This is a genomic window from Alistipes intestinihominis (assembly GCF_040095975.1).
GTDB lineage: Bacteria > Bacteroidota > Bacteroidia > Bacteroidales > Rikenellaceae > Alistipes > Alistipes senegalensis.
Window position 1 is genome coordinate 45,258 of the sequence record NZ_JBBMFL010000016.1, and the last position, 24,724, is coordinate 69,981.

Annotated in this window: 25 protein-coding genes; 10 read left to right on the top strand and 15 right to left on the bottom strand. The window is 59.3% G+C overall.

Going from position 1 to position 24,724, the window contains the following annotated elements; all coding sequences use genetic code 11:
• The first annotated feature begins 224 nt into the window (after nucleotides 1-224).
• Nucleotides 225-992: a CDGSH iron-sulfur domain-containing protein gene (locus tag WMO46_RS12480; RefSeq protein WP_195497757.1), complete on the top strand. Its 768-nt coding sequence runs from the start codon at nucleotides 225-227 to the stop codon at nucleotides 990-992.
• A 37-nt stretch (nucleotides 993-1,029) separates the two neighbouring features.
• On the opposite strand, the gene WMO46_RS12485 is transcribed toward WMO46_RS12480, so the two are convergent.
• The 7 genes from WMO46_RS12485 to mtaB all read right to left on the bottom strand — a co-directional run bounded on the left by WMO46_RS12485 (nucleotide 1,030) and on the right by mtaB (nucleotide 8,578).
• The gene (locus tag WMO46_RS12485) at nucleotides 1,030-1,848 is read right to left on the bottom strand and encodes an alpha/beta hydrolase (RefSeq protein WP_276759665.1); all 819 of its coding nucleotides are present in this window, start codon (nucleotides 1,846-1,848) and stop codon (nucleotides 1,030-1,032) included.
• Between the two features lie 67 nt (nucleotides 1,849-1,915).
• On the bottom strand, nucleotides 1,916-2,887 hold the full coding sequence (gene floA, locus WMO46_RS12490) for a flotillin-like protein FloA (protein WP_165357726.1): 972 nt from the start codon (nucleotides 2,885-2,887) through the stop codon (nucleotides 1,916-1,918).
• 12 nt (nucleotides 2,888-2,899) lie between these two features.
• A complete protein-coding gene (locus WMO46_RS12495; protein WP_019150165.1) occupies nucleotides 2,900-3,370 on the bottom strand; it encodes an NfeD family protein in 471 nt (156 codons plus the stop codon).
• Between the two features lie 42 nt (nucleotides 3,371-3,412).
• A complete protein-coding gene (locus WMO46_RS12500) occupies nucleotides 3,413-4,960 on the bottom strand; it encodes an SPOR domain-containing protein (RefSeq protein WP_349094467.1) in 1,548 nt (515 codons plus the stop codon).
• Nucleotides 4,961-4,968: 8 nt separating this feature from the next.
• Entirely contained in the window at nucleotides 4,969-6,414 is a 1,446-nt protein-coding gene (locus WMO46_RS12505; RefSeq protein WP_026076399.1) for a TrkH family potassium uptake protein, read from the bottom strand.
• A 4-nt stretch (nucleotides 6,415-6,418) separates the two neighbouring features.
• Nucleotides 6,419-7,222 carry a hypothetical protein gene (locus tag WMO46_RS12510; RefSeq protein ID WP_349094443.1) on the bottom strand — a complete coding sequence of 268 codons (804 nt, stop codon included), beginning with the start codon at nucleotides 7,220-7,222 and terminating at the stop codon, nucleotides 6,419-6,421.
• A gap of 57 nt (nucleotides 7,223-7,279) precedes the next feature.
• Complete coding sequence (mtaB, locus tag WMO46_RS12515; RefSeq protein WP_349094444.1) at nucleotides 7,280-8,578, bottom strand: tRNA (N(6)-L-threonylcarbamoyladenosine(37)-C(2))-methylthiotransferase MtaB; 1,299 nt, start codon at nucleotides 8,576-8,578, stop codon at nucleotides 7,280-7,282.
• A 99-nt stretch (nucleotides 8,579-8,677) separates the two neighbouring features.
• Between mtaB and WMO46_RS12520 the strand changes: the two genes are divergently transcribed.
• From WMO46_RS12520 to WMO46_RS12545, 6 genes are all read left to right on the top strand, one after another.
• Complete coding sequence (locus WMO46_RS12520) at nucleotides 8,678-9,511, top strand: metal ABC transporter permease (RefSeq protein ID WP_019150160.1); 834 nt, start codon at nucleotides 8,678-8,680, stop codon at nucleotides 9,509-9,511.
• Nucleotides 9,508-11,010 (top strand): LptF/LptG family permease, encoded by a 1,503-nt coding sequence (locus WMO46_RS12525; protein WP_349094445.1) that lies wholly within the window; start codon nucleotides 9,508-9,510, stop codon nucleotides 11,008-11,010. The genes WMO46_RS12520 and WMO46_RS12525 overlap by 4 nt, the downstream gene beginning before the upstream one ends.
• Complete coding sequence (locus tag WMO46_RS12530; RefSeq protein ID WP_019150158.1) at nucleotides 10,985-12,208, top strand: bifunctional 3,4-dihydroxy-2-butanone-4-phosphate synthase/GTP cyclohydrolase II; 1,224 nt, start codon at nucleotides 10,985-10,987, stop codon at nucleotides 12,206-12,208. Before WMO46_RS12525 ends, WMO46_RS12530 begins: the two co-directional genes overlap by 26 nt.
• Before the next feature lie 3 nt (nucleotides 12,209-12,211).
• Nucleotides 12,212-13,183: a methionyl-tRNA formyltransferase gene (fmt, locus tag WMO46_RS12535; protein WP_349094446.1), complete on the top strand. Its 972-nt coding sequence runs from the start codon at nucleotides 12,212-12,214 to the stop codon at nucleotides 13,181-13,183.
• Between the two features lie 81 nt (nucleotides 13,184-13,264).
• Nucleotides 13,265-13,819, top strand: a complete 555-nt coding sequence (locus WMO46_RS12540; RefSeq protein ID WP_281716843.1) for an LTA synthase family protein — start codon at nucleotides 13,265-13,267, stop codon at nucleotides 13,817-13,819.
• A 37-nt stretch (nucleotides 13,820-13,856) separates the two neighbouring features.
• Nucleotides 13,857-15,020 carry an LTA synthase family protein gene (locus tag WMO46_RS12545; RefSeq protein WP_349094447.1) on the top strand — a complete coding sequence of 388 codons (1,164 nt, stop codon included), beginning with the start codon at nucleotides 13,857-13,859 and terminating at the stop codon, nucleotides 15,018-15,020.
• 47 nt (nucleotides 15,021-15,067) lie between these two features.
• Here the strand turns inward: WMO46_RS12545 and WMO46_RS12550 are convergent, their stop codons facing one another.
• Nucleotides 15,068-15,754: a peroxiredoxin gene (locus WMO46_RS12550; RefSeq protein ID WP_019150155.1), complete on the bottom strand. Its 687-nt coding sequence runs from the start codon at nucleotides 15,752-15,754 to the stop codon at nucleotides 15,068-15,070.
• A 580-nt stretch (nucleotides 15,755-16,334) separates the two neighbouring features.
• On the opposite strand from WMO46_RS12550, the gene WMO46_RS12555 reads away from it, so the two are divergent.
• Nucleotides 16,335-16,727, top strand: coding sequence for a hypothetical protein (locus tag WMO46_RS12555; RefSeq protein WP_349094448.1), 393 nt, complete (start codon nucleotides 16,335-16,337; stop codon nucleotides 16,725-16,727).
• A 72-nt stretch (nucleotides 16,728-16,799) separates the two neighbouring features.
• Here WMO46_RS12555 and WMO46_RS12560 read toward each other — a convergent pair whose 3' ends face one another.
• The 7 genes from WMO46_RS12560 to serC all read right to left on the bottom strand — a co-directional run bounded on the left by WMO46_RS12560 (nucleotide 16,800) and on the right by serC (nucleotide 22,985).
• Nucleotides 16,800-17,345 (bottom strand): 2-oxoacid:acceptor oxidoreductase family protein, encoded by a 546-nt coding sequence (locus tag WMO46_RS12560; protein ID WP_026076394.1) that lies wholly within the window; start codon nucleotides 17,343-17,345, stop codon nucleotides 16,800-16,802.
• A gap of 4 nt (nucleotides 17,346-17,349) precedes the next feature.
• The gene (locus WMO46_RS12565; protein WP_019150152.1) at nucleotides 17,350-18,117 is read right to left on the bottom strand and encodes a thiamine pyrophosphate-dependent enzyme; all 768 of its coding nucleotides are present in this window, start codon (nucleotides 18,115-18,117) and stop codon (nucleotides 17,350-17,352) included.
• 6 nt (nucleotides 18,118-18,123) lie between these two features.
• A complete protein-coding gene (locus WMO46_RS12570; RefSeq protein ID WP_019150151.1) occupies nucleotides 18,124-19,218 on the bottom strand; it encodes a 3-methyl-2-oxobutanoate dehydrogenase subunit VorB in 1,095 nt (364 codons plus the stop codon).
• Nucleotides 19,219-19,221: 3 nt separating this feature from the next.
• Complete coding sequence (locus WMO46_RS12575; protein WP_010259342.1) at nucleotides 19,222-19,449, bottom strand: 4Fe-4S dicluster domain-containing protein; 228 nt, start codon at nucleotides 19,447-19,449, stop codon at nucleotides 19,222-19,224.
• Nucleotides 19,450-19,590: 141 nt separating this feature from the next.
• Nucleotides 19,591-20,838: a DUF1015 domain-containing protein gene (locus WMO46_RS12580; RefSeq protein WP_019150149.1), complete on the bottom strand. Its 1,248-nt coding sequence runs from the start codon at nucleotides 20,836-20,838 to the stop codon at nucleotides 19,591-19,593.
• 68 nt (nucleotides 20,839-20,906) lie between these two features.
• Nucleotides 20,907-21,830 (bottom strand): 3-phosphoglycerate dehydrogenase, encoded by a 924-nt coding sequence (locus tag WMO46_RS12585; RefSeq protein WP_019150148.1) that lies wholly within the window; start codon nucleotides 21,828-21,830, stop codon nucleotides 20,907-20,909.
• An 81-nt stretch (nucleotides 21,831-21,911) separates the two neighbouring features.
• Nucleotides 21,912-22,985, bottom strand: coding sequence for a 3-phosphoserine/phosphohydroxythreonine transaminase (gene serC / locus WMO46_RS12590; RefSeq protein ID WP_019150147.1), 1,074 nt, complete (start codon nucleotides 22,983-22,985; stop codon nucleotides 21,912-21,914).
• A 193-nt stretch (nucleotides 22,986-23,178) separates the two neighbouring features.
• Here serC and WMO46_RS12595 point away from each other — a divergent pair, with 193 nt between their 5' ends.
• Nucleotides 23,179-24,039: a YicC/YloC family endoribonuclease gene (locus WMO46_RS12595; RefSeq protein WP_026076393.1), complete on the top strand. Its 861-nt coding sequence runs from the start codon at nucleotides 23,179-23,181 to the stop codon at nucleotides 24,037-24,039.
• Nucleotides 24,040-24,160: 121 nt separating this feature from the next.
• Nucleotides 24,161-24,724, top strand: a complete 564-nt coding sequence (gene gmk / locus WMO46_RS12600) for a guanylate kinase (RefSeq protein ID WP_019150145.1) — start codon at nucleotides 24,161-24,163, stop codon at nucleotides 24,722-24,724.

Below are 24,724 nucleotides of genomic sequence, written 5' to 3' on the forward strand. Positions count from 1 at the left end.
TTTCAGTTTCAAAATCCGTTACAAAGGTAATAAAAAGTCAGCCGGGTGCAAAACCGAATCGCGGGCAATTCTCGTAAAACCCACCAATAAACAGAAGGGTCGTTGCGACCCCGGCGCCAAAAATAGCGAAAAGCGGGACAATTCCCATAAGCACCTCCCGAATAATTGCATTTGGGAACAATTATTGCCACCGGTTCTCTAACGAACCAGAAACGCATTATAGTATGTCGAAATTGAAAATCGAGACGGGAAGTTCCCCCGCCGGGGAACGTTTCAGCATCACCGTGACCGAAAAAGGGCCCTATCTGGTCTACGGGCGTCCGCCGCTGGCCGAGCAGTTCATCATGCCCAACGAGAACAACGAAAGCTGGTATTTTCAGGAAGGGCGCCACTTCTCGACCGAAGCCGAACCCACGGCGCTATGCCGCTGCGGGGCGTCGCAGCGCAACCCCTACTGCGACGGAAGCCACGAAAGAGCCAAATGGGACCCGACCCTCACGGCGCAATCCGAGCCGCTGCTCGACAAGGCCGAAGTGATCGAAGGGGGCACGCTCGACATGACCGACAATCCCGAATACTGCGTTTTCGCGCGCTTCTGTCACCCGGCGGGCGACGCATGGGCGCTCACCGAGCAGTCGTCCGACCCCGAAGCGCGCCGGATGGCGATCCGCGAAGCGTCGATGTGTCCCGGCGGCCGGCTCACGGCATGGGACAAAAGTTCGGGAAAGCCTTTCGAATTCCGCTTCGAGCCCAGTCTCGGGCTGATCGAGGATGTCACCATCGGCAGCAGCGGCGGACTGTGGATTCGCGGCGGCATCGCCCTGCGGCGCGAGACGGGCAAGACCTACGAGATCCGCAACCGCGTGGTCGTCTGCCGCTGCGGACAGTCGGCGAACAAACCCTATTGCGACGGCACGCACGCCGCGATCAAGTGGCGCGACAACCTCGAAGGGGAACCCGTCGGCGAGACGCTTCCCGAAGAGGTCTACTGAAACGGAAGAGAGAGCCCGCAAGGCTCTCTCCTTCATTTCAGTTCCGAGGTGTCTGCCGCTGGAAATAGCGGTGGAAAAAGAGCACCTGATAGGGGAGCGAGTTGGACCAATAAGCGGAGTTGTGTTCTCCGGGGCGCGTCAGAAAATCGTGTCCCACGCCGCGCTGCATCAGCTTCTCATGCAGATTCATATTCACCCGATAGAAGAAATCCTGATAACCGCAGTCGATCACGAGGGCCAGTTCGCCGTCGCGGAGCCCGTCGATCTGATTGATGACCGTATGCGCATCCCAGCGTTCGGGATTCTCTTTCAGTTCGCCCAGCTGCTTTTTCATCTCCCACGAATCGGGGAAAGGGCGTATGTCCACGCCTCCGGAGGTCGAACCTGCGGCCCCGAAGCGGTCCTTATGGCGCAGAGCGGTCCACAAGGCCCCGTGACCGCCCATGCTGAGGCCCGTGACGGCGCGCCCTTCGCGCGAGGGGATCGTCGGGTAGTGCGCGTCGATCCAGTCGGGAAACTCCTGCGAGACGAAGGTCTCGAACTGCGACGCAGGATCGAGGGGGCTGTCCCAATACCAGCTGTTCTCGCCGTCGGGGCAGGCGATGATCATGCCGTAGGCGTCGGCCAGCGGACGCAGGTCCGTGACATCGCGCTGCCAGGTCATGTACGAGCCGCTGTAACCGTGCAGCAGGTAGAGGACGGGCATGCGCCGCACCGCACCGGCGTCGGGAACCACGACCAGCGCCGGAATGTCGCGCTGCATCTTCGCGCTGAAAACCGCCACGGTGTCGATCCTTGCCGCAGAGGCGGTCGCCGCGGCGAGGAGGAAGCAAAGGATCAGAGTGTATTTTCTCATAGCGTTCGGAATATTTCACAAAAAAGGGCACGCACGACGCGCACCCCCGATAACAAATCCCTCGGAGTTATTTCTTCTCCGGTTTCGCAATGGTCTCGCGCATCTGCGTGTCGGCCATGATATTCTTCATCTTGTAGTAGTCCATGACACCCAGATTGCCGTTGCGGAAAGCTTCGGCCATGGCCAGCGGCACTTCGGCCTCGGCCAGAATCACCTTGGCGCGGGCGTCCTGCGCCTTGGCCTTGTTCTCCTGTTCGAGGGCCACGGCCATTGCGCGGCGCTCCTCGGCCTTCGCCTGGGCGATGTTCTTGTCGGCCTGCGCCTGATCCATCTGCAACTGGGCGCCGATGTTCTTGCCCACGTCGATGTCGGCGATGTCGATCGAGAGGATTTCGAATGCCGTTCCGGCATCGAGGCCCTTTTCGAGCACCACGCGCGAAATCGAATCGGGATTTTCGAGCACGATCTTGTGCGACGCCGCCGAACCGATCGACGAAACGATGCCTTCGCCGACGCGCGCCAGCACGGTCTCCTCACCGGCTCCGCCGACCAGCTGCTTGATGTTGGCGCGCACCGTGACGCGGGCCTTGGCGATCAGCTGGATGCCGTCCTTGGCCACGGCGGCCACGGGAGGCGTGTTGATGACCTTCGGATTCACGGACATCTGCACGGCCTCGAACACGTCGCGGCCCGCCAGGTCGATGGCCGTCGCCATCTTGAAATCCAGCAGGATATTGGCTTTCTGCGCCGAAACGAGGGCATGCACCACGTTCGTAACGTTGCCGCCGGCGAGATAGTGGGCTTCCAGTTCGTTGGGATTGAGCGAAAGGCCGGCTTTCGTGCTCTCGATCATCGAGGAGACGATCACCGAGGGCGGCACCTTGCGCCAACGCATCAGGACGAGTTGCAGCAGGCTGATGCGCACGCCCGACACCAGCGCCGAGAACCACAGTCCCACCGGGATGAAATAGAAGATGAGCCAGATCGCAAAGAGGCTCACGAAGACGATCAATACGATCATTCCTGCCTGTAAATCCATAGTGTAGTGTTGTTATTTGATAGTTTTGACGATAACGCTGAAATTCTCGAAGCCCACGACCTCGACATCGCGCTGCGGATCGACATAGGTTCCGAGCGACTTGGCCTCGTAGGTGCGTCCGCCGATCTCGACCTTGCCCATGGGCGAGAGGCGCGAGAGAGTCACGCCGCGGTCGCCGACCTGCAACTCCTCGGAGGGCAGGAGGGGCGTACTCGACGAGCGGATCTCCTGTTTGAGCGAAAAACGCTGCCATGTCTTCGCCCGCAGGGAGATGACCGTGACGACGAGCGACAGCGCCAGAATGATGACGATGACCAGAATCCCCGCCCCGGTCCCGAAGTCGCGGAAAGCGAGGTAGACCGAACTTCCGTAGCAGACCAGCGCCAGCAGAGCGCCGATCGACACGCCGGGCAGCAGGACGAGTTCGGCCACCAGAAACAACAGGCCGAAGAAAACGAGCAGTACGATATAGAATATCTCCATAAGGCTGTATAATATTGCAATAAAGATAGGGAAATTTTTCGGTTATTCGGCGATCTCGGCGACTTTTATTTCCAATGCGGCGTCCGTTTGCCGTATGGCGTCGGCCAGCCGGTCGGCGACGGCCCTGTCGTCGAACGACCCGACGATGAAGAGCTGCTGTCCCACGCGGGAGAGTTCATAGCCCCCGGCCGCGGCGGCGATCACCTGCTTCACCTCGTCCGAAAGGGCGTCGGTCCCGGTGATCTCGACCCGGTAGAGGAGCTTTTGCGAATCGGGTTCGAGCGACAGGTTGCGATACGCACCGTCGGTCCACACCACGATTTCGGGCCGCACGAAGCCGCGTTTTTTCAGCAGCGCCTGCGCCGCCTCGGCCTCGTCCAGCGTGGCGAAGCCACCCGTATAGTAGCACCACTTGCCGGCGTCGTTCACCAGATAGAAGAGCGGGTAGGCCCCCCGGAACGTCGCCGCGGCGCGTTTGGTGTTGTAGGTCCCCAGCAGGATGCGGTAAATCGTGCCGTTGGCGTAGACCTTGCATTCGGGGATCGGATGCTGGTAGGAGTATTTCGGCGTCGAAGAGAAAGCCACGCTGTCGTAGTCGAGGAAATAGCGCTCGGCGACATCGACCCGCGGCAGGCGGTAGTCGATCGCCTTCAGCTGCGCCGCCACGCCTTTCAGCGAATCGCGCGCGGCGTCCAGCCCCAAAACGCCGGCCACCGAAGCCTCATAATCGACGATCACCCGCTTGCGCAGCAGGTAGTCCGCCACGGCGTCCGAAGCCGTCTCGCCCTGCAACGCCGACAACTGCCGCGCAGCCTCCGAGAGCTCCTCCTCCTCGCGGGCGAGAATATCCTCCTTGCCCATCTTGTCGAGCAGGTAGCCGTAAGCGTAGTTCTTGTTGTCGAAGATGTAGTTCCACGTCGCGGCCAGCGAGTCGGCCAGCACGCCGTTCATCCCCTGCAAAGTCTTGTAGCGTTCGTATATCTCGATGGCTTCGGCCTCGGTCTGCACCGCGGCGTAGGATTCGGCCAGTTCGGAAAGCGTCCCGTGGTTGGCGAAATAGCGGTTGACATAGTCCACGGCCCGCATTTCCAACCGCTGGGCATTGCGCAGGGCCTCATAATCCCCGGCCGGGAGATGCTCGCGGAAGTAGAGATTGTCCACCAGATTGCGGACCTTCAGCGAATCGGGAACCGTCGCCGCAGGATCGGCCGCAGCGGGTCCCGCAGGCTGCTGGGCCGCACCGTTCAGGTTGGCCAGGACCCACTCCTGTTCGATGGTGTTGATGCGGTCGATCAGACGCCCTTTGGCGTTGCGGATCTCGAAAATCCGGCTCTCCTGCTGCAAAATCTCCTGCGAAAGCTCCTGACGCCGCGAAGGGTTCTCGCGCAACCGCTGGCGCATGCGCTCCACGGCGTTCACGATCGAATCCTCGCGCAGCTGCAACTGCGCGTCCTCACGCAGCAGCGACATGTACTCCGCGTTGCCTTCCAGCCCGGCGATACGGGCCTCCACCTTCGGCTGCTGGGCATGCAGCGCACCGGCAGTCAGAAAAGCCGCGCCCAGCGCATATATGAAAACCTTGCGAAACATAGCTTGGGTCATCTCCACCATTTAATGAAAAAAATCTGTATCAGTCCGAAAATCTCCAGACGCCCCAGCAGCATCAGCAGCGAGTTGGAAACCTTGAACGCCGCGGGCATCGCCGAGAAGTTGTCCATCGAACCGACCTCTCCGAATCCGGGTCCGACGTTGCCCATCGAAGCCACAGCCCCCGAGAAGCTGGTCGTCAGATCGACGCCGAGCATCGTACCGAAAACCGTGCCGGCGAGAATGAACATCAGGTAAGTGACGATGAAAATCATCACCGAATGCAACGCCTCGTTCTCCTGGATCACGCCGTCGAGCTTGATGCGTATGACGGCGTTGGGGTGTTGCTGCTGGCGCAGGCGCGTGCGCATCATCTTCCCGGCCAGCACCAGCCGGTTGATCTTGATGCCTCCCGCCGTGGAGCCCGCACAGGAGCAGACGATCGACCCGAAGATCAGCAGAATGACGGCGAACGAGGTCCACGTATTGGAGTCGGCCGTGGCGAATCCCGTGGTGGTCACCACCGACACGAACTGGAACATCGCATAGCGGAACGACGCCGTCAGCGTGGGGTAGAGGTCCGCGGCATAGAGGCTCACGGCGATCAGCACACCCCCGGTCAGCAACATCCCCAGGTACCAGCGCGTCACCTCCGAGCGGAAAATGTTGTTGCGCTTGCCGGTCACCGTAGAGTAGATCAGTCCGAAATGGATACCGGCCGTGGCCATCGTGAAGATCAGGATCGTGTCGATCATCGGGCTGTTGAAATAGGCCACGCTGGCGTTCTTGGTCGAAAATCCGCTCGTGGCGCAGGCCGACATGGCGTGGCACAGCGAGTCGAACCAGTTCATGCCCGCCATTTTGAGCATCACGGTCGAAAGGATCGTCAGCCCCACGTAGACCACCAGCAGAATCTGCACGATGATCTGCGACCGGTAGCGGTAGTTGTCCTTGGCCATCGTCGAGAGCTCCACGTTGGAGAGCATCATCTTGCTGCGGCCCATCGACGGCAGGATCACCAGCGCGAACATCACCACACCCATACCGCCGATCCAGGTCGAGGACATGCGCCAGAACTGCAATCCGCGCGGCAGGGCCTCGACATCGTTCAGGATCGTCGATCCGGTGGTCGTGAGGCCCGAAACGCTCTCGAACCACGCATTGACCAGCGAGAACTCCCCGCCCCAGATCAGGTAGGGGAACATCGACACGACGCAGGCCACGAGCCACGCCCCCACGACGATGCAGAAGCCCTCCTTGTTGGTGATCTGCTCGCGCTTCTCGACGAAAATCAGCGGAAAAGCGCCCAGCAGGGCCGTGAGCAACGAGGAGAGAAGCAGGGGATAGAATGCCGAATCCACGCCGCTGAGGTAGGAAATTCCCGCCGAAAGCAGCATGAACGTCGCAATGAAGAGCATCACGACTCCCACATACCGTAAGACCACATCTACCCGCATGGCGTCAGACTTTATTCTGTTTGGAAAGGTTTATGAGCGTCTCTATCTTCTCTTTGAGTTCCAGCACTTCGTCCTTGAAGTCGCCCTTGACGGCGAACGGCACGCGGAACGCGAGCCAGTCGCCCAGCCCCTTGTTCATCCGTTCGATGGGCGTCACACAGTAGAGCGACATGAAGTAGAAGAGCATCAGCACGATAGCAATCATTACAGCCACCGAAATCAGCACCGGCGTAACGGCCCGGTAGGCGTTCTTCTTCATCTGCTCGGCGCGCGGCACCAGCGAACTCTGCGTCGAGGTCATGTAGCTTTTGATGGCGGCGGTCAGGCGGCCGTAGAGCACCTGGTACTCGTCGCTGTACCACCTGCTGCCGAGCGAATCGGCGCAGTTCGCGTCCACTGGAGCCGCCGTCCGGGCAGCGGCGCTTCCGACCCCTCCGAAAGCGAGGAAATTGTCCGTCAGCAGACGCAGTTCGGTCGTGGCGAAGGCCAGCGAATCGAGGAACGATTTTTCGAGGGCCTCGCTCTGAGCCACCAGCAGCGTGTTTTCGAGCCGCTCCATACTGGTGCGGCAAAGGCTGTCGCACGACCGGTCGCCGAAGACCGAGAGTCTGATGAACGCAATGTTCTGCTCGTGGGCCGCGTCGAGCATCTCCTTGGCCAGTTCGATGTTGCGTTTGTTGGCCTTGAGGATCTCCCCCGTATCGCGGCTCAGGCGGCTCAGTTCGAGAAACGAGACCATCCCCGAAAAAAACAGCAGGCAGACGATGCTCAGAAACCCGACCGTCACCCGTTTGCGCATACCTGTCATAGCATTCAAAATTAACTTATCGGCAAAACCGCATCCTATATTCTGCAAATATAGTGATTAATCCCGGATTTCCCCCATCAGGTCGTGAGAATCGTCCATCGCACCGAGTTTCACGCGGCAGAGGGTGTTGACTTTCGCAGCGTCGTAGGGGGCTTTCACCCGCCGGTAGTTGCCCGTAAATCCGAACATCATGCCTCCGCGGCGCGTGCTTTCGAAGAGTACCGTATCCTCCGTTCCGACGGCCCGGGCGCAGAAATCGCCGTGCAGACGGTCGCAGAGGCCCTCCAGCTCGGCCACGCGGGCCGTAGCCACCGACGGCTGCACCTTGCCGGGCAGATCGACGGCCGGAGTTCCGGGACGCTCCGAAAAGGGAAAGATATGCAGGAAAGCGGGCTCCAACCCCGCCAGAAAATCATAGGTCGTGCGGAAATCGGCATCGGTCTCGCCCGGGAACCCGACGATCACGTCGATCCCGATAAAGGCGTCGGGCATCAGCCGCCGGACAGCCGCGATACGCTCGGCGAAGCGCGCCGTGGTGTAGCGGCGGCGCATCAGCCCGAGTATCCGGTCCGAACCGCTCTGAAGCGGAATATGGAAGTGATGCATGAATTTAGGTGACGCGGCGCAAAAGGCTATGATTTCGTCGGTTAGCAGATTCGGTTCGATCGACGAAATGCGGTAGCGCCCGATCCCCTCGACCTCGTTCAGCGCCCGCAGCAGGTCGATGAATTTCTCACCCGTCGTGCGGCCGAAATCCCCCGTGTTGACACCCGTCAGTACGATCTCCTTCTGACCCGCCGCCGCGATCTGACGCGCCTCGTCCACGAGGTCGGCGACGGGCATGTTGCGGCTCGAACCGCGGGCGTAGTGGATCGTGCAGTAGGAACAGCAGTAGTCGCACCCGTCCTGCACCTTGAGGAAGGCGCGCGTGCGGTCGCCGCTCGAAAAGGCCGCGAAGAACGACGTGAGCGAATCGGTGTCGCAGCTGTACACCTGCGCACGCCCCTTTCCCGACAGTTCAACCACCCGTTTGAATAACTCGCCCTTATCGTTATTACTCAGCACAATATCGACGCCGTCTATCGCGGCTATCTCCTGCGGTTTCAGCTGCGCGTAACACCCCGTCACGGCGATGATCGCCCCGGGGTTGCGGCGGTGGAGCTTGCGGATCAGGTTGCGGCATTTCTTGTCGGCGTGCTCGGTCACCGAGCAGCTGTTGATGACGCAGATGTCCGCTTCGGCCGTAGGGGCCACGCGGACGAAGCCGCCGCGCTCGAACTCACGGGCGAGGGTGGAGGACTCCGAAAAATTGAGCTTGCAGCCCAAAGTATGAAAATTGACTCTGCGAGGTTGCATAGATTCGTGTTTTTCCGGCACGAAATTACGAAAACTGTGCGAAAGGAGGAGGCGTTTCCGATAAAAAAGCGTAAATTTGCGCGCAATTAAAGAAGATGTATGGAATTTTTCAGCGACCTGGTTCAATACGGCTATCTCTCGAACGCACTCACGGCCTGCGTGCTTTCGGGCATAACGTGCGGGGTGATAGGAACCTACGTCGTCTGCCGCCGCATGGTGTTCCTCGCCGGAGGCATCACCCACGCCTCGTTCGGCGGACTGGGCATCGCCTTCTACCTGGGAGCGAACCCCATCGCCGGGGCGATGATCTTCGCCGTACTCTCGGCGCTGGGCATCGAATGGGCCGGCAGTCGCGGGCGCATCCGCGAGGACTCGGCCATCGGCATCATCTGGTCCGTCGGCATGGCCGTCGGGGCGCTCTTCATGAGCCTGCGCCCGGGCTACACCTCGGGCGACCTGTCGGCCTACCTCTTCGGCAGCATCGTGACCGTGACCGACAGCGATGTCGCGTCGCTGGCCGTGCTGACGGCCGTGATCGTCATCGGAGCCCTCGTGTGGCTGCGGCCCGTGATGTACGTCGCCTTCGACCGCGACTTCGCCCGCAGCCGGGGCATCCCGACGCGCGTGATCTCCTACCTGATGGCCGCGCTGGTCGCCGTGACGATCGTCCTCTCGATCCGCATCATGGGCATCGTGCTGCTGATCTCGCTCGTGACGATGCCCGTGGTGATCGTCAACACGCTTTCGCGCTCGTACCGCACCATCGCCCTCGCAGCGCCCCTCGTGGCCGTCGCAGGCAACGCCGCGGGGCTCGTCGCCAGCTACAATTTCGAGGTTCCGCCCGGCGCCGCCATAATATTTACACTCACCCTTACGCTTATACTGGTAAAACTTGTATCTTTGCGTAGCAAAAAACAGCGAGCAGCCGCATGAAGACCATCCATAAACTCGTTCTGAAATCCTACCTGGGCCCGATGGTCCTCACGTTTTTCATCGTCATGTTCGTGCTGATGATGAACATCGTATGGCGCTACATCGACGAACTGGTGGGCAAGGGCCTCAGCGCCGGAATCATCATCGAGCTGATGACCTATTTCATGGCCAACATGATCCCGATGGGCCTGCCGCTGTCGATGCTGCTGGCGGCGATCATGACCATGGGCAACCTGGGCGAGAACTACGAACTGCTGGCCATGAAGTCGGCCGGCATGTCGCTGGTCCAGATCACCAAACCGCTCATCATACTGGTGGCGTTCGTCTCCGTCGGCAGCTTCTTCATCGGCAACAACCTCGTCCCGAACGCCAATAAGAAGCTGTACAGCACGCTCTACGACATCCGCCAGCAGAAACAGGCCCTCGAATTCCAGGACGGGCTCTTCTTCAACGGCATCGAGAACATGTCGATCCGCGTCAGCCGGCAGGAGCCCGACACGCACCTGCTCCACGACGTGCTGATCTACGACAACCGCGCCGCCAACGGCAACATGAACACCATCGTCGCCGATTCGGGATACATCCGCCTCTCGGACGACAAGAAATACCTGCTGGTGGACCTTTTCCACGGCGAGACCTACGAACAGACGCGCAACAGCCAGTGGTTCACCAAGAGCGCCCTGCGCCACCACACCTTCGACCTGCAAAAGCAGGTGATCCCGATGGAGGGATTCGCCCAGGGACGCACCGACGCCGACCTTTTCTCGAACAGCCAGACCAAGAACATCCGGGAGTTGCAGCACGACATCGACTCGCTGGAAATCAAGGTCAACGCCGCCACGACGAGCTCCTACGAACCGCTGCTCAAAGAGCAGATCTTCGCACGCGACAACACCGTGCTGCCGCTGCCCGACAGCTTGCAGATCGACAAGCGCCATTTCCGCGACATGCTGGCGCAGGACTCGATCGTCGGACTGCCGATGCGCGACAAGGAACGCATCTGGGATCAGGCCCGGACGCTGGCCAAGAATTCGCGCAACATGTTCGCGTTCGACGAATCGGCCGCCAAGGAGGCGCTCAACCAGCTCTACCGCTCGAAGGTCGAGTGGCACAAGAAAATATCGCTTCCGGTGTCGATCCTGATCTTCTTCCTGATCGGTGCGCCGCTGGGCGCCATCATCCGCCGCGGCGGTCTGGGACTGCCGGTGGTGGTGTCGGTGATCTTCTTCGTGATCTACTACATCATCAGCCTGTCGGGCGAGAAACTGGCCAAGGAGGGCAACTGGGACGCCGTTTACGGCATGTGGCTCTCGACCTTCATCCTCATGCCGATCGCCATATACCTTACATACAAGGCCACCAACGACTCGGCGCTGCTCGACACGGACTGGTACGCCGGAAAGATCAAGGCGCTGAAGGACAGACTGACCCCGGGAATCAAAAAAACGATGAACGCGATAAAATTCAAACGAAATGGCAAAAAACACGATTCTGAATAGTGTAGAGGAGGTTATCGAAGACTTCCGCAACGGCAAGCCGGTGATCGTCGTCGATGACGAGGACCGCGAAAACGAGGGCGACTTCATCGTCGCCGCGGAGAAGATCACCCCCGAGATCGTGAATTTCATGCTCAAAGAGGGCCGCGGCGTACTGTGCGCTCCGCTGTCGGAGAAACGCTGCGCCGAGCTGGGCCTCAACATGATGGAGGAGAACAACACCTCGCTGCTGGGCACGCCCTTCACCGTGACGGTGGACCTGCTGGGCAACGGTTGCACCACGGGCGTCTCGATCCACGACCGCGCCGCGACGATCCGCGCGCTGGCCGACCCTGCGACGAAGCCCACCGACCTGGGCCGCCCGGGGCACATCAACCCCCTGCGCGCCCGCGACAAAGGCGTACTGCGCCGTCCGGGACACACCGAGGCGGCCGTAGACCTGGCCCGTCTGGCCGGATTGCAGCCCGCAGGCGCGCTGATCGAGATCATGAACGACGACGGCACGATGGCCCGCCTGCCGCAACTGGTGGAGATCGCCAAAAAATTCGACCTGAAAATCATCTCGATCGCCTCGCTGATCGCCTACCGCCTCAAAGAGGAGTCGATCATCGAGAAGGGCGTGACCGTGCCCCTGCCGACGGAGTGGGGCGATTTCCGCATTACGCCGTTCCGTCAGAAGTCGAACGGCGTGGAGCACGTGGCCCTGACGAAAGGGGAGTGGGCGGAGGACGAACCCGTGCTGGTGCGCGTACACTCGTCGTGCGTCACAGGCGACATCTTCGGTTCGTACCGCTGCGACTGCGGCGAGCAGCTGCACCGCGCGATGCAGATGATCGAGAAGGAGGGCAAGGGCGCCGTCATCTATCTCAACCAGGAGGGGCGCGGCATCGGGCTCTGCAACAAGATCCACGCCTACAAATTGCAGGACGAGGGTCTGGACACCGTAGACGCCAACCTCCGGCTGGGTTTCAAGGCCGACGAACGCGACTACGGCGTGGGTGCGAGCATCATCCGCGAGCTGGGCATCCGCCATATGCGCCTGATGACCAACAACCCGCTCAAACGGGCCGGACTGGAGGGCTACGGACTCTGCATCGACGAGATCGTGCCCATCGTGATCGCCCCGAACCCCTACAACGAACACTATCTGGAGACCAAGCAGGAGCGTATGCACCACACGCTGGGACTGGAGAAAAAATAGATGATGAATCCGAAAGAAATACGCATCGTATTCATGGGCACGCCCGAATTCGCCGTGCCTTCGCTACGGGCGCTCGTCGCCGGCGGCTACAACGTCGTGGGTGTGGTGACCGCGCCCGACAAACCCGCCGGACGGGGACAGAAACTCCGTCAGAGCGAAGTCAAGACCGCCGCGCTGGAGCTGGGACTTCCGGTCCTGCAACCCGAGAAGCTGAAAGCCCCGGAGTTCGTCGAAGCCATGCAGGCCCTGCGGCCCGATCTGGGGATCGTGATCGCCTTCCGGATGCTTCCCGAGGTGATCTGGGCCATGCCGCGGCTGGGAACCTTCAATCTCCACGCCTCGCTGCTGCCCCAATACCGCGGGGCGGCGCCGATCAACTGGGCGATCATCAACGGCGAAACCGAAACGGGCGTCACGACATTCCTGCTGAACCACGAGATCGACAAGGGAGGCATCATCGGACAGGTCCGGGTGCCGATCCTGCTGGAAGACAACGTCGGCACGCTCTACGACAAGCTGATGACGACCGGCACCGCATTGGTCACCTCGACCGTGGACCGCATCGCCGCGGGGGACATCCGGCCCGTCGAACAACAGCACATCGACGAATCGACGCTGCGGCCCGCTCCCAAGATCTTCAAGGAGGATTGCCGGATCGACTGGACGCTTCCGGGCCGGCGCATCGCGGATTTCATCCGCGGCCTGTCGCCGTATCCGGCGGCGTGGACCGAGATGTTCCGCGAGGAGGACGAAGAGCCGCAGAGTGCCAAAGTGTTCTCGGCGACCTTCGAGGCCGCGGCCCACGGCCAGCCGTGCGGCACGGTCGAGAGCGACGGACGGACCTTTATCCGCGTGGCGTGCGCCGACGGATGGATCGTTCCCGGAGAGTTGCAGATAGCCGGCAAGAAACGGCTCGCGGTGCGCGACCTGCTGCTGGGCTGGCGCGACGTGAACCAATACAGATTCAGGAAATAACCCGATTCTCTGTCGCAAAACCGTCTTATTTATTCCGGCAACCGCCCCATCACGGTTGCCGGATAAAAAATACGCTGTCGAATGAAACTTCGCATGCAAAACCCCGAACGGCCGGACTTACCCAACGGCCGGACCGCCCGTTATGAAAGGGCAGCGACCTACCTGCTGCTGACGCTGGCCTTCTACATCACCCTGACGATCGTAGACGAGGTATGGCTCATCCGCCATCACCACTATTTCGCCATCTGGGCCCGGCGCGCCGCCGACGCCATGCTGCTGGCGCTTCCCGTCTGGTTCCTGCACCGGAAACGATGGCTGTTTCCCTGGATCGTGCTGGTCAACCTCTACCTGCTGTCGAACGTCTGGTATTACCGCATTTATTACAGCATCATGCCGCTGAACTCCTACCTGATGGTGAACAACCTCCGGGGGCTCGGTCCGAGCATCTGCGCCTCGATGCGGGCTTCGGACCTGTGGATCGTGCTTCCGTCCGTCTGTTTCGCCGCCGGATACTCCCTTTTCGGCCGCAGGATACCGGGAGGGGGGGGGGAAATGCCGCCGTGCCGCGGGATGTGCCGCCAGCCTGCTGCTGATCGTCGTCACCGTCATCCCGCCGTACTTCAACGACCCCAATGAGTTCAAGCACCCCTGGCCCTGGTACCGGAATGAAATCATGCTGGGACTCCACAAATACGGTCTGATCGGCTATTGGTCCTATCAGATCGCCTATCTGCACGGCTGCTCGTCCGAGGAGGCCGAATACGCCGCCCGGTTCGTCGAAGCCGCAGAGCGGCGCGCCTCCCGGGAACCGCTCACGGAAGACCACCGCAAAAACCTGATCGTCGTGCTGGCCGAATCGTTGGGCAGTTGGCCGATCGGACTGGAAATCGACGGCACGGAAGCGACCCCATTCATGAACTCGCTGGCCCGGGACACGAGCGTGCTCTACTTCCCGCGGGTGCTGCCGCAGGTGAAGGACGGGCGGTCGTCCGACGCCCAACTGATGCTCAACACCGGACTGCTGCCGCTCGAAAGCGGGGCCGCAGCCAGTCTGTACGGCTGCCGGAACACCTATCCTTCGTTACCCAAAGCGCTGGCCCGGAGAGGGTATACCTCCGCATCGCTGATCTGCGATTCGCGCCATTATTGGAATCAGGAAGCCACCACGAAGAGTTACGGATTCGACAGATATCATTACGAACTGAGCCGCGGACCGATGCGCCGCGCCGATGAAGAGCTCTACGAAAACGGACTCGAAATTCTGAAGGAACTGCCGCAGCCGTTCTATGCCCAGCTGGTCACGATGTCGGGACACGGACCGTATGCGAAGTCGGATCTCGAAAGCCCGCTGAACAATGCCAAAATCCCCGACGACGAAGCCAAATATTATCTGGTCGCCACACAGTACGTGGACCGCTGCCTCGGCCGGTTCATCGACTCGCTCAAAACATGCGGGCTTTACGACAGGAGCATCATCGTCATCATGGGCGACCACGACTCCATCACCCGCAACCAATACGAAGGGCGCAAAAAACGGGAGCTGAGCGACCGCTACATCCCGCTCTTCATCCTCAATGCGCCGCTGAAAGCCGAAACGGGGAAGGTCATCGCACAGATCGACATCTATCCCAGCCTGCTGGACCTGATGCACGCACAGGATTACGATTTTCACGGATTGGGCGAAAGCGTCTTCCGCCGCCAGAGCGACTGTGCAGCCGACCACTCGGAAGGCTGGGTGGGCGGCAACCGCAACGACTCGGTCCGGCAATACCGGAAAGAGCTGTGGCGGGTTTCGGACATCCTGCTGCGGACCGACTATTTCGAATCCCGGCTCTGAAACGAAGGAGGCGCCCCGAAACGGGACGCCTCCTTCGTTTTTCCGGCCTATTTGCCGATCTTCTTCTCGATCTCCTCCTTCGGGAGCGGCTTGGTGCAGAAGAACCAGTCGTAGCACTTGGCCCCTTCGGGAATCTTCTCCTGATCGTCGCCCTTCATCGGCACGATCACCTCGTCACCCGGATTCCAGTCGGCAGGCAGCGCGATGCCGAAAGCGTCGATGGTCTGCAAGCCGACCAGCACCCGTCTGATCTCGTCGAAATTGCGGCCCAGCGCCAGCGGATAATAGATCATCGCCCGCAGCACGCCTTTCGGATCGACAAAGAAAACGGCCCGCACGGCTGCCGTCTGGCTCTCGCCGGGCTGGATCATGCCGTAGAGCGACGCCACCTTCATCGACACGTCGTCGATGATCGGGAACTCGACCTTCACGTTCTTCATGCCCTTGTACTCGATCTTCTCGCGGATGGTCTTCAGCCATGCGATATGGCTGTTGCGGCTGTCCACGGACAAGCCCACCAATTCGCAGTTCAGCGCCCGGAACTCCGCGGTACGGGCTCCGAACGTCAGTATCTCGGTCGTACAGATCGGAGTAAAGTCGGCAGGGTGGCTGAACAGAATCACCCATTTGCCCTTGTAATCGTCCGGGAAGCTGATCTTCCCCTTGGTGGTCATGGCCTCGAATGCCGGAACGGGTTCGCCCAGACGCGGCATTTGCTGTTCGTTCTTTTCCATAGTCTGAAATTTTGATGTTAATGACCGGGCACGCAAAATCAATGCCCCGCATCCGCAAATTCTTCGTCGTACGCTAAGATAATAATTTTAAGGATATGTTATTCACCGATTTACGTTCCTGCACGGATCGGTCTACACAAACGGCGGATTCGCTTACGACCGCAAAAGGCAACAAATACGTCCGGTCCGAAAAATGCGAAAAAGCGGCATTCGGAAACTTCATTTTTTTGAAATTATTCGTATATTTGTTCGAATAACTCTAAAAAGCATTGCCTATGGATATATAGTAATGATTAACTTATTCGAAACACACGTACCGTCTCCGCACTAAAAGCGCCGGTACATACATATAAAAAGCGTTAGCTTTACGTCTTTGCATATCGAAATCTGGAAAATTTCAAATTGTGGCAAAAGAAGTGAAGTTGATGCTCACGTCTATGGCGTGGGCTTCACTTATATTATTGCCACAAGGTATTCCAGAACCTCGATATGCGATGATAAAAGTTTTGTCCCACGTTTTTTATATGCCTATTCCAATCAAATACCTCCGCAGGGACACGGGCATATATCACCCCAATAAATGAAACGTATCGGGATTCTTCTCTGTTCTTCAATCTTGATGAGTTCTTGTGCATCAATTTTTTGCGGATCAAAAGCCAGAGTCGTATTCGATAGTGAAGTAGCCGAAAAAGCAACCCTTACAATCGACGGCCGAAAACACCTGAATGTCACTTTTCCCTACACAACCAAAATCAGACGCGGATTCGACGAAACGCTCGTGACAGCCGAAACCGCAAACTACACGGCAGAACCGATCATCATCAACAAAAGTTTCAACGCCGTATCGGTCCTCAATCTGCTGAACATACTCACATGGGGAATAGACGCTGCGACCGGAGCCATCACAAAGCCGGAATTCAAATTCTACCAGATCGACTTCCAACCCAAAGTCGAAAAATCGGAAAAACAGTAATTCCCCGAACCTCATGAACACGACAACGCCCGACCTTCCAGCCGGGCGTTGCAACTGTGCTATCCTGCAAAATCAGCGGACCTTGCGGATGATCTCGCCGCCGTGGCGGATGGCCTCTTCATTGGCCGGGAGCATCTTCCACGCACGTTCGGGAAGCGACTTTTTCAACCCGACCATCACATTCTCCATCTCGACCACGGGGCGTACCTTGAGATACCCGCCCAGGATCATCGTGTTGAACAGCTTGGCCTGGCCCATCTTCGCACACTCGGCCGTGGCGTCGATCGCATAGACCTCGATGTCCTTGCGCACCGGATGGCGCGTGATGCCGTTCGTGTCGTAGATCAGCACGCCGCCGGGCCGGACCATCGGCTCGAACTTCTCCATCGACTGCTGGTTCAGAATGATCGCCGTATCGAATTCATGGGCGATGGGCGAGGAGATCTTCCGGTCGGAGAGAATCACCGTCACGTTTGCCGTGCCGCCGCGCATCTCGGGACCATAGGAGGGCATCCACGTCACCTCGAAATCCTGCATTACACCCGAGTAAGCCAGAATCTTACCCATCGAGAGGACGCCCTGTCCTCCGAATCCTGCAATTATCAACGTCTCTTTCATTGCCTTACTCTTTTTTAACGTCCTTGATGTCGCCCAGCGGGTAGAAGGGCAGCATGTTCTCCGCGAGCCACTGGTTCGATGCCACGGGCGAGAGTTTCCAGCCGCTGTTGCAGGTCGAAACGACCTCCACGAGCGAAAAGCCGTTACCGGCCATCGCATTTTCGAACGCCTTGCGGATCGCCTTCTTGCACTTGCGTACGTTGGCCGCCGTATGCACGCTCTGGCGCGTGATGTAGGTGGCGCCGTCGAGGTGGGCCATCATCTCGGCGATCTTATAGGGGTAGCCGTTCAGCCGCGGATCGCGTCCATAGGGGGTCGTCGCGGTTTTCATGCCCAGCAGGGTGGTCGGGGCCATCTGGCCGCCGGTCATACCGTAGATCGCATTGTTGATGTAGATGGCCACGATGTTCTCGCCGCGCGCCGCCGCATGGATCGACTCCGCCGTGCCGATGGCCGACAGGTCGCCGTCGCCCTGATAGGTGAAGACCATATTCTGCGGGTAGAGCCGCTTCACGGCCGTCGCAACGGCCAGCGCGCGTCCGTGCGCCGCCTCGATCCAGTCGATGTCGATATAGTTGTAGGCGAACACCGAGCAGCCCACGGGCGAAATGCCCACGGTCTTCTCAGCGAGTCCCATCTCCTCGATGACCTCGGCGACGAGTTTGTGCACCGTGCCGTGGCTGCAACCGGGGCAGTAGTGCATGACATTGTCGGTAATGAGCGCCGGTTTCGTATAAACCAGATTCTCCTTTTTGATTTCAACCTCTGCCATCGTCTTTTACTTTTTAATCAGTTTTTCCTTGAGCGCGTCGAGCACCTCGTCGGGATTGAACATCATGCCGCCCTGACGCCCGTAATGCTCGACGGGGGCCTTGCCGTTGACGGCCAGCCGCACGTCCTCGACCATCTGTCCGGCGTTCAGCTCCGCGGAAAGGAAGCCCTTGACACCGCGGGCCGCCAGTTCGGCGATCTGCTTCTTGGGGAAAGGGTAGAGGGTGATCGGGCGCAGCAGGCCGACTTTCAGACCCTCGGCGCGGGCCATTTCGACCGTCGCCGAGCAGATGCGGGCCGACGAACCGAATGCCACGATCACGTAGTCGGCATCGTCGCACTCGATGGCTTCGTAGCGCACCTCGTTCTCTTCCAGAGCCTTGTATTTCTCCTGCAACCGTTTGTTGATGACCTCCATCTTCTCGGACTGCAATTCGAGCGAGGTCACGATATTGCGCGGACGACCGGCGGGTTTTCCCTGCGCGGCCCACGAACCGCACTCGGCTTTCAGCTCCTCGTCGGTCCTGCGCGGACGCTGGGGAGCCAGCACGACCTTCTCCATCATCTGTCCGATGGCTCCGTCGGCGAGAATCAGCGCCGGATTGCGGTATTTGAACGCCAGGTCGAAAGCCTCGGCCACGTGGTCGTGCATCTCCTGCACGGAATTCGGAGCCAGCACGATCAGGTGGAAATCGCCGTGGCCGCCGCCCTTGCAAGCCTGGAAATAGTCGCCCTGCGAAGGCTGGATCGTACCCAGACCCGGACCGCCGCGCTGGCAGTTGACGATCAGGCAGGGGAGTTCGGCGCCGGCCAGATAGCTCAGCCCCTCGGACATCAGGCTGATGCCGGGGCTCGACGACGAAGTCATCACCCGTTTTCCGGTCGAGGCGCCGCCGTAGACCATGTTGATCGAAGAGATCTCCGACTCGGCCTGCAACACCACCATCCCCGTGGTTTCCCACGGTTTGAGCTCCATCAGGGTCTCCATCACCTCCGACTGCGGGGTAATGGGGTATCCGAAATATCCGTCGCAACCGTAGCGGATCGCCGCATGGGCGATCACCTCGTTGCCTTTCATCAGTTTCACTTCCTTCTCTGCCATAGCCTATTCGAATTTTTGACGATAAACCGTGATGACGCTGTCGGGGCAGATCACCGCACACGAAGCGCAACCCGTGCAGGCATCGGGATTCGCCATCCACGCCACCGGGTAGCCCTTGCTGTTCACCTCTGCCGACAGGGCGAGCACGTCGCACGGACAGGCCGAGGCGCAAACCCCACACCCTTTGCAGCGCTCCTTATCGACGACGATTGTTCCTTTAATTTTAGCCATAACGCCGTAATATTGTTAAGTTGCTTACAAATATACAAAAAATTCCATGCCTCGACTTGTTTTTCGTTATAAAAAATCGCCATTCCGTGATAAAACAACGCCCCGAAAAAAGAGCCGCCTCATCGGGCAGCTCTTTTTCAATTATTTATCTTCGAACGAATGGATCACCACTCCCGAGCGGAGCTTGGGCTCGAACCACGTCGTCTTCGGAGGCATGATGTTGCCCGTGTCGGCGATGTTGATCAACTGCTGCATCGAAACGGGGTAGAGGGCGAACGCCGCTTTCATCTCCCCGCTGTCCACGCGCCGTTTCAGCTCGCCGAGGCCGCGGATGCCGCCCACGAAGTCGATCCGCTTCGAGGTGCGCAGATCCTTGATGTCCAGAATCTTGTCCAGCACCAGGTTCGACAGCACCGTGACATCCAGCACGCCGATCGGATCGTTGTCGTCGTAGGTGCCCGGCTTGGCCGTCAGACTGTACCAGCGGCCGTCGAGGTACATCGAGAAATTGTGCAGGGCCGAGGGGCGGTACTCCTCCGCGCCTTTATCCTCGACCGTGAACGACTCTTTCAGCTTTTCGACGAGCTCGGCGGGCGTCAGGCCGTTCAGGTCCTTCACCACGCGGTTGTAGTCGATGATGCGCAGCTGGTTGGCCGGGAAGGTCACGGCCAGGAAATAGCAGTACTCCTCGCAGCCCGAGTGGTTCGGATTCTTCGCGCGGCACTCCGCACCCACGCGAGCGGCGGCAGCCGTACGGTGGTGCCCGTCGGCGACGTACAGCGCCGGAATACCCGCGAAAATCTCCGTGATGCGGTCGTTGGTCTTCCGGTCGCGGATCACCCACAGCTGGTGCCCGAAGCCGTCGGCGGCCGTGAAATCGTACTCCGGAGCGTTGTTCTTCACCACGTCGGCGACGATGGCGTCGATCTCGGCGTTGTCGGGGTAGGCGAAGAACACCGGCTCGATGTTGGCCTGCTGGTTGCGGACGTGGATCATGCGGTCCTCCTCCTTATCGGGGCGCGTCAGCTCGTGCTTCTTGATGGCTCCCGAGAGGTAATCCTCGAAGTGGCAGCACATCGCCAGTCCGTACTGCGTGCGCCCCTCCATCGTCTGCGCATAGATATAATAGTACTCCTCGGGGTCCTGCCGGAGCCATCCCTCGGACTGCCATTTGCGGAAATTCTCCACCGCCTTTTCGTAAACCGGCTCGGAATGCTCGTCGGCGATGGGCTCGAAATCAATCTCGGGCTTGATGATGTGCAGCAGCGAACGCTCCGTCGCCTCGCTTTTCGCCTCGGCGGAATTCAGCACGTCGTAGGGACGCGACGCCACCTCGGCGGCATGTTCTTTCGGCGGACGGACCGCACGGAAAGGTTTTATTCGTACCATAAAGTTATCGTTTTAGGCGAAAAAGGCGGGCGTTTCCGCACCCGCCTCTTTCCGATTATACATATCAACTATTTGTTGACCTGGAAACGGGTGTTGCCGTTTTTCAGGAAGTCCACGATCTGGCTGGCAGCAGCCAGACCGGCATTGATGTTGGCCTCGGCGGTCTCGGCGCCCATCTTCTTCGCCGTGGCGAAAACCCGCTTGCCGAACTTCTCGTCCAGCTCGGCCTGATTGCCGGCGGCGATGTCGGTGATGTATTTCAGGTCCTCGCGCTCGGTCAGGGCACGCACCAGACCGGCTTCGTCGATCACCTCCTTGCGGGCGGTGTTGACCAGCGTGGCCCCCTTGGGCATCGACATCAGCAGGTCATAGCCGATCGAGCCTTTGGTCTGCTCCGTGGCGGGGATGTGCAGCGAGAGGAAGTCGGACGCCTTGTAAAGCTCCTCGACCGTCGCCACCTTCTTCACGCCGTCGGCCTCGAAAACCGCCTCGTCGGCGATGAACGGATCGTATGCGACAACATTCATGCCCAACGCCTTTCCTTTGCGGCCCACCAGCTTGCCGACGTTGCCGTAAGCGTGGATGCCGAGGGTCTTGCCCTGAATCTCCGAACCCGTGCCCGGAGTGAAGCGGTTCCGCGACATGTAGATCATCATGGCCAAGGCCAATTCGGCCACGGCGTTGGAGTTCTGCCCCGGGGTGTTCATCACCACGATGCCCCGCGCCGAAGCCGCTGCGAGGTCCACGTTGTCGTAACCCGCACCGGCGCGGACCACGATTTTCAGGTTTTTCGCCGCGGCGATGACCTCGGCAGTCACCTTGTCGCTGCGGACGATGAGTGCATCCGCATCGGCCACGGCTTCCAGCAACTCGCTCTTGTCGGTGTATTTTTCGAGCAGCGCCAGTTCATAGCCGGCATTCTCCACGATCCCGCGGATTCCATCGACGGCCTTTTTGGCAAAAGGCTTCTCCGTTGCAACCAGTATTTTCATAGTATCGATCAATGACGTAAAATAAATATCCTGTTCTCTCTTCGTCTCCCGCATCAGCGGGACGATAGTCGGGCACATGGCCTATTTCGCGTGTTTCTGCGCGAACTCCTGCATGCAGGCCACCAGCGCCTCGACGCTCTCCTTCGGAAGGGCGTTGTAGCACGACGCGCGGAAACCGCCCACCAGACGGTGCCCCTTGATGCCGACCATGCCGCGCTCCTTGGCAAAGGTCATAAACTCGTCGGCGAGACCCTCGTAACCCTCAGCCATCACGAAGCAGATATTCATCAGCGAGCGGTCCTCCTTCACGACCGTGCCGCGGAACAGCGGGTTGCGGTCGATCTCGTCGTAGAGCAGGGCGGCTTTCTCCTTGTTGCGGCGGTAGATTTCGGGAACGCCGCCGATCGACTTGAGCCATTTCAGGGTCTCCTTCAGAACGTAGATCGGGAAGACGGGCGGCGTGTTGAACATCGAGTTGTTCTCGACATGGGTGCGGAACGACACCATCGTCGGCAGGTCGCGGACGATCTTGTCGAGCATGTCCTCGCGGATGATGCCGAAAGCCACGCCCGCAGGCGCCAGGTTCTTCTGCGCGCCGCCGTAGATCATGGCGTATTTCGAAACATCGACCGGACGGGAGAGGATGTCCGACGACATGTCGGCGATCAGGGGCACGGGCGACGCGAGGTCCTCGTGGTACTCCGTACCGTAGATCGTATTGTTGGAGGTGATATGCACATAATCCAGGTCGGCCGGAATGGCGAATCCCTTCGGGATGTAGGTGAAGTTCCGGTCCTCGGACGAAGCCAGCACCTCGACCTCGCCGTAACGCTTGGCCTCCTTGATGGCCTTCTTCGACCACACGCCCGTATTCACATAACCGGCTTTCTTGCCCAGGAAGTTCGCGGGGATTTCATAAAAATAGGTACTTGCACCGCCGCCCAGATAGATGATCTTGTAGTTGTCCGGAATATGGAGCAACTCCCGGAAAAGCTGGTCGGCCTCCTCCATCACGGCGTCGAAATCCTTCGTCCGGTGGGAGATCGAAAGCAGCGAAAGCCCCGATCCGTTGAAGTCGAGAATTGCCTTGGCCGCATTTTCGATGACCTCGTCCGCCAGGATGGAAGGTCCCGCATTGAAATTGTGCTTTTTCATAATGATTTCGTATGTGATTTGAATGATCTGATACCCAACTGTTAGTTTGCTAACACAAATATAAAGAAAAAAATTTTATAAACGCAAAGATAGCCAAATAAATTTCATTCCATAAGCGGAACGCGCCTCTTTTTGGATAGTTTTTATTAATTTTGCCGGAAATATCAAGTTCCGGCACCATATGGTAAAATCAATGACCGGCTTCGGCAAGGGCGAAGCCACACTTCAAAATAAACGGATCACGGTCGAGATCCGTTCGCTCAACTCCAAGCAGCTGGACCTCTCGCTGCGGCTTCCGGCGGTCTACCGCCAGTCGGAATACGAACTCCGCAACGTCATCGCCCGCACGATCCAGCGGGGCAAGGTCGATGTCTTCGTCTCGGTCGAGTCGCAGTCCGTCGAAACCTCGGCCCGCATCAACCGCGAGGTGTTCCGCGAATACCTCCGGCAGATGAACGACACGCTCGCGTTCGCAGGCATCGACGCCGATTACGACGCCATCCTGCCGGTCATCATGCGCCTTCCGGACGTGGTAGCCACCGAATCCGAAGCCATTTCGGAGGAGGAGCACGCCGCGCTGATCGCCGCCGCGGAGGCCGCCGCCGCACAGCTCGACGCATTCCGCACACAGGAGGGAGCGATCCTGATCGCCGACCTGCTGCGCCGCGTGGAGCTGATCGAGCGGTACCGCGACGAAGTGGTGCCGTTCGAAAAGGCCCGCACGGAGACCATCCGGACGCGCATCCTCGACAATCTGGCGAAACTCCCCGTCGAAGTGGACCGCAACCGGCTGGAGCAGGAGATGATCTTCTACCTCGAAAAACTCGACATCACCGAAGAGAAGGTGCGCCTGACGAACCACTGCAAATATTTCCGCGAAGTGGCCGCAGGGGAGGAGGGCGCAGGCCGCAAATTAGGTTTCATCGCCCAGGAGATGGGCCGCGAGATCAACACGATGGGGTCGAAGGCCAACGAATCGAACATCCAGATTCTCGTCGTCAAGATGAAGGATGAATTGGAAAAGATCAAAGAGCAGGTATTGAATATCTTGTAATCAACCTATTACAAGATATTCCTAATTAAAAATTAAGAATGAAGAATTAAAATCCCATTCGACGAAAACATCCCCCGGGAACAAGCAATTTTTCATTTCTAATTTTTCATTTTTAATTAAGATGGGTAAGGTAATCATCTTTTCGGCCCCGAGCGGCTCGGGCAAAACCACGATCGTCCGGCATCTGCTGGAACGCTACCCCCAGTTGGAATTCTCCGTATCGGCGACCAGCCGCACACCCCGCGGACAGGAGCGCGACGGGGTGGACTACTATTTCCTCTCGCAGGAGGAGTTCGCCAAGGCCGTGGCCGAAAACCGCTTCGTGGAGTGGGAGGAGGTCTACAAAGGCACCTGCTACGGCACGCTGCGCAGCGAAGTCGAACGCATCTGGGCCAAGGGCCACGTGATCGTCTTCGACGTGGACGTGATCGGCGGCATCAACCTCAAGCGTATCTTCGGCGACGACGCCTGCTCGGTGTTCATCATGCCGCCCTCGATCGAGGAGCTGCGCCGGCGGCTCGTCGGCCGCGGCACCGACGCTCCGGAGGTGATCGAACGCCGCGTGGCCAAGGCCGAATTCGAACTGACGAAAGCCCCGGAGTTCGACCATGTGGTCGTCAACGACTGCCTCGAAGAGGCCGTGGGGGGCACCTGCGGCATCCTCGACCAATTTATCGCGCGGTAG

Bases quoted from the DNA above. Each gene is read 5' to 3' on its own strand.
- WMO46_RS12495 (WP_019150165.1), bottom strand. From the start codon at position 3,370: ATGGAGATATTCTATATCGTACTGCTCGTTTTCTTCGGCCTGTTGTTT.
- serC (WP_019150147.1), bottom strand. From the start codon at position 22,985: ATGAAAAAGCACAATTTCAATGCGGGACCTTCCATCCTGGCGGACGAG.
- WMO46_RS12530 (WP_019150158.1), top strand. From the start codon at position 10,985: ATGGCAAAAAACACGATTCTGAATAGTGTAGAGGAGGTTATCGAAGAC.
- gmk (WP_019150145.1), top strand. From the start codon at position 24,161: ATGGGTAAGGTAATCATCTTTTCGGCCCCGAGCGGCTCGGGCAAAACC.
- WMO46_RS12525 (WP_349094445.1), top strand. From the start codon at position 9,508: ATGAAGACCATCCATAAACTCGTTCTGAAATCCTACCTGGGCCCGATG.
- mtaB (WP_349094444.1), bottom strand. From the start codon at position 8,578: ATGCAACCTCGCAGAGTCAATTTTCATACTTTGGGCTGCAAGCTCAAT.
- WMO46_RS12520 (WP_019150160.1), top strand. From the start codon at position 8,678: ATGGAATTTTTCAGCGACCTGGTTCAATACGGCTATCTCTCGAACGCA.
- WMO46_RS12505 (WP_026076399.1), bottom strand. From the start codon at position 6,414: ATGCGGGTAGATGTGGTCTTACGGTATGTGGGAGTCGTGATGCTCTTC.
- WMO46_RS12550 (WP_019150155.1), bottom strand. From the start codon at position 15,754: ATGGAAAAGAACGAACAGCAAATGCCGCGTCTGGGCGAACCCGTTCCG.
- WMO46_RS12585 (WP_019150148.1), bottom strand. From the start codon at position 21,830: ATGAAAATACTGGTTGCAACGGAGAAGCCTTTTGCCAAAAAGGCCGTC.
- WMO46_RS12555 (WP_349094448.1), top strand. From the start codon at position 16,335: ATGAAACGTATCGGGATTCTTCTCTGTTCTTCAATCTTGATGAGTTCT.
- WMO46_RS12560 (WP_026076394.1), bottom strand. From the start codon at position 17,345: ATGAAAGAGACGTTGATAATTGCAGGATTCGGAGGACAGGGCGTCCTC.
- floA (WP_165357726.1), bottom strand. From the start codon at position 2,887: ATGGATTTACAGGCAGGAATGATCGTATTGATCGTCTTCGTGAGCCTC.
- WMO46_RS12485 (WP_276759665.1), bottom strand. From the start codon at position 1,848: ATGAGAAAATACACTCTGATCCTTTGCTTCCTCCTCGCCGCGGCGACC.
- WMO46_RS12480 (WP_195497757.1), top strand. From the start codon at position 225: ATGTCGAAATTGAAAATCGAGACGGGAAGTTCCCCCGCCGGGGAACGT.
- WMO46_RS12580 (WP_019150149.1), bottom strand. From the start codon at position 20,838: ATGGTACGAATAAAACCTTTCCGTGCGGTCCGTCCGCCGAAAGAACAT.
- WMO46_RS12575 (WP_010259342.1), bottom strand. From the start codon at position 19,449: ATGGCTAAAATTAAAGGAACAATCGTCGTCGATAAGGAGCGCTGCAAA.
- fmt (WP_349094446.1), top strand. From the start codon at position 12,212: ATGAATCCGAAAGAAATACGCATCGTATTCATGGGCACGCCCGAATTC.
- WMO46_RS12595 (WP_026076393.1), top strand. From the start codon at position 23,179: ATGACCGGCTTCGGCAAGGGCGAAGCCACACTTCAAAATAAACGGATC.
- WMO46_RS12570 (WP_019150151.1), bottom strand. From the start codon at position 19,218: ATGGCAGAGAAGGAAGTGAAACTGATGAAAGGCAACGAGGTGATCGCC.
- WMO46_RS12540 (WP_281716843.1), top strand. From the start codon at position 13,265: ATGAAACTTCGCATGCAAAACCCCGAACGGCCGGACTTACCCAACGGC.
- WMO46_RS12565 (WP_019150152.1), bottom strand. From the start codon at position 18,117: ATGGCAGAGGTTGAAATCAAAAAGGAGAATCTGGTTTATACGAAACCG.
- WMO46_RS12500 (WP_349094467.1), bottom strand. From the start codon at position 4,960: ATGTTTCGCAAGGTTTTCATATATGCGCTGGGCGCGGCTTTTCTGACT.
- WMO46_RS12510 (WP_349094443.1), bottom strand. From the start codon at position 7,222: ATGACAGGTATGCGCAAACGGGTGACGGTCGGGTTTCTGAGCATCGTC.
- WMO46_RS12545 (WP_349094447.1), top strand. From the start codon at position 13,857: ATGCTGGGACTCCACAAATACGGTCTGATCGGCTATTGGTCCTATCAG.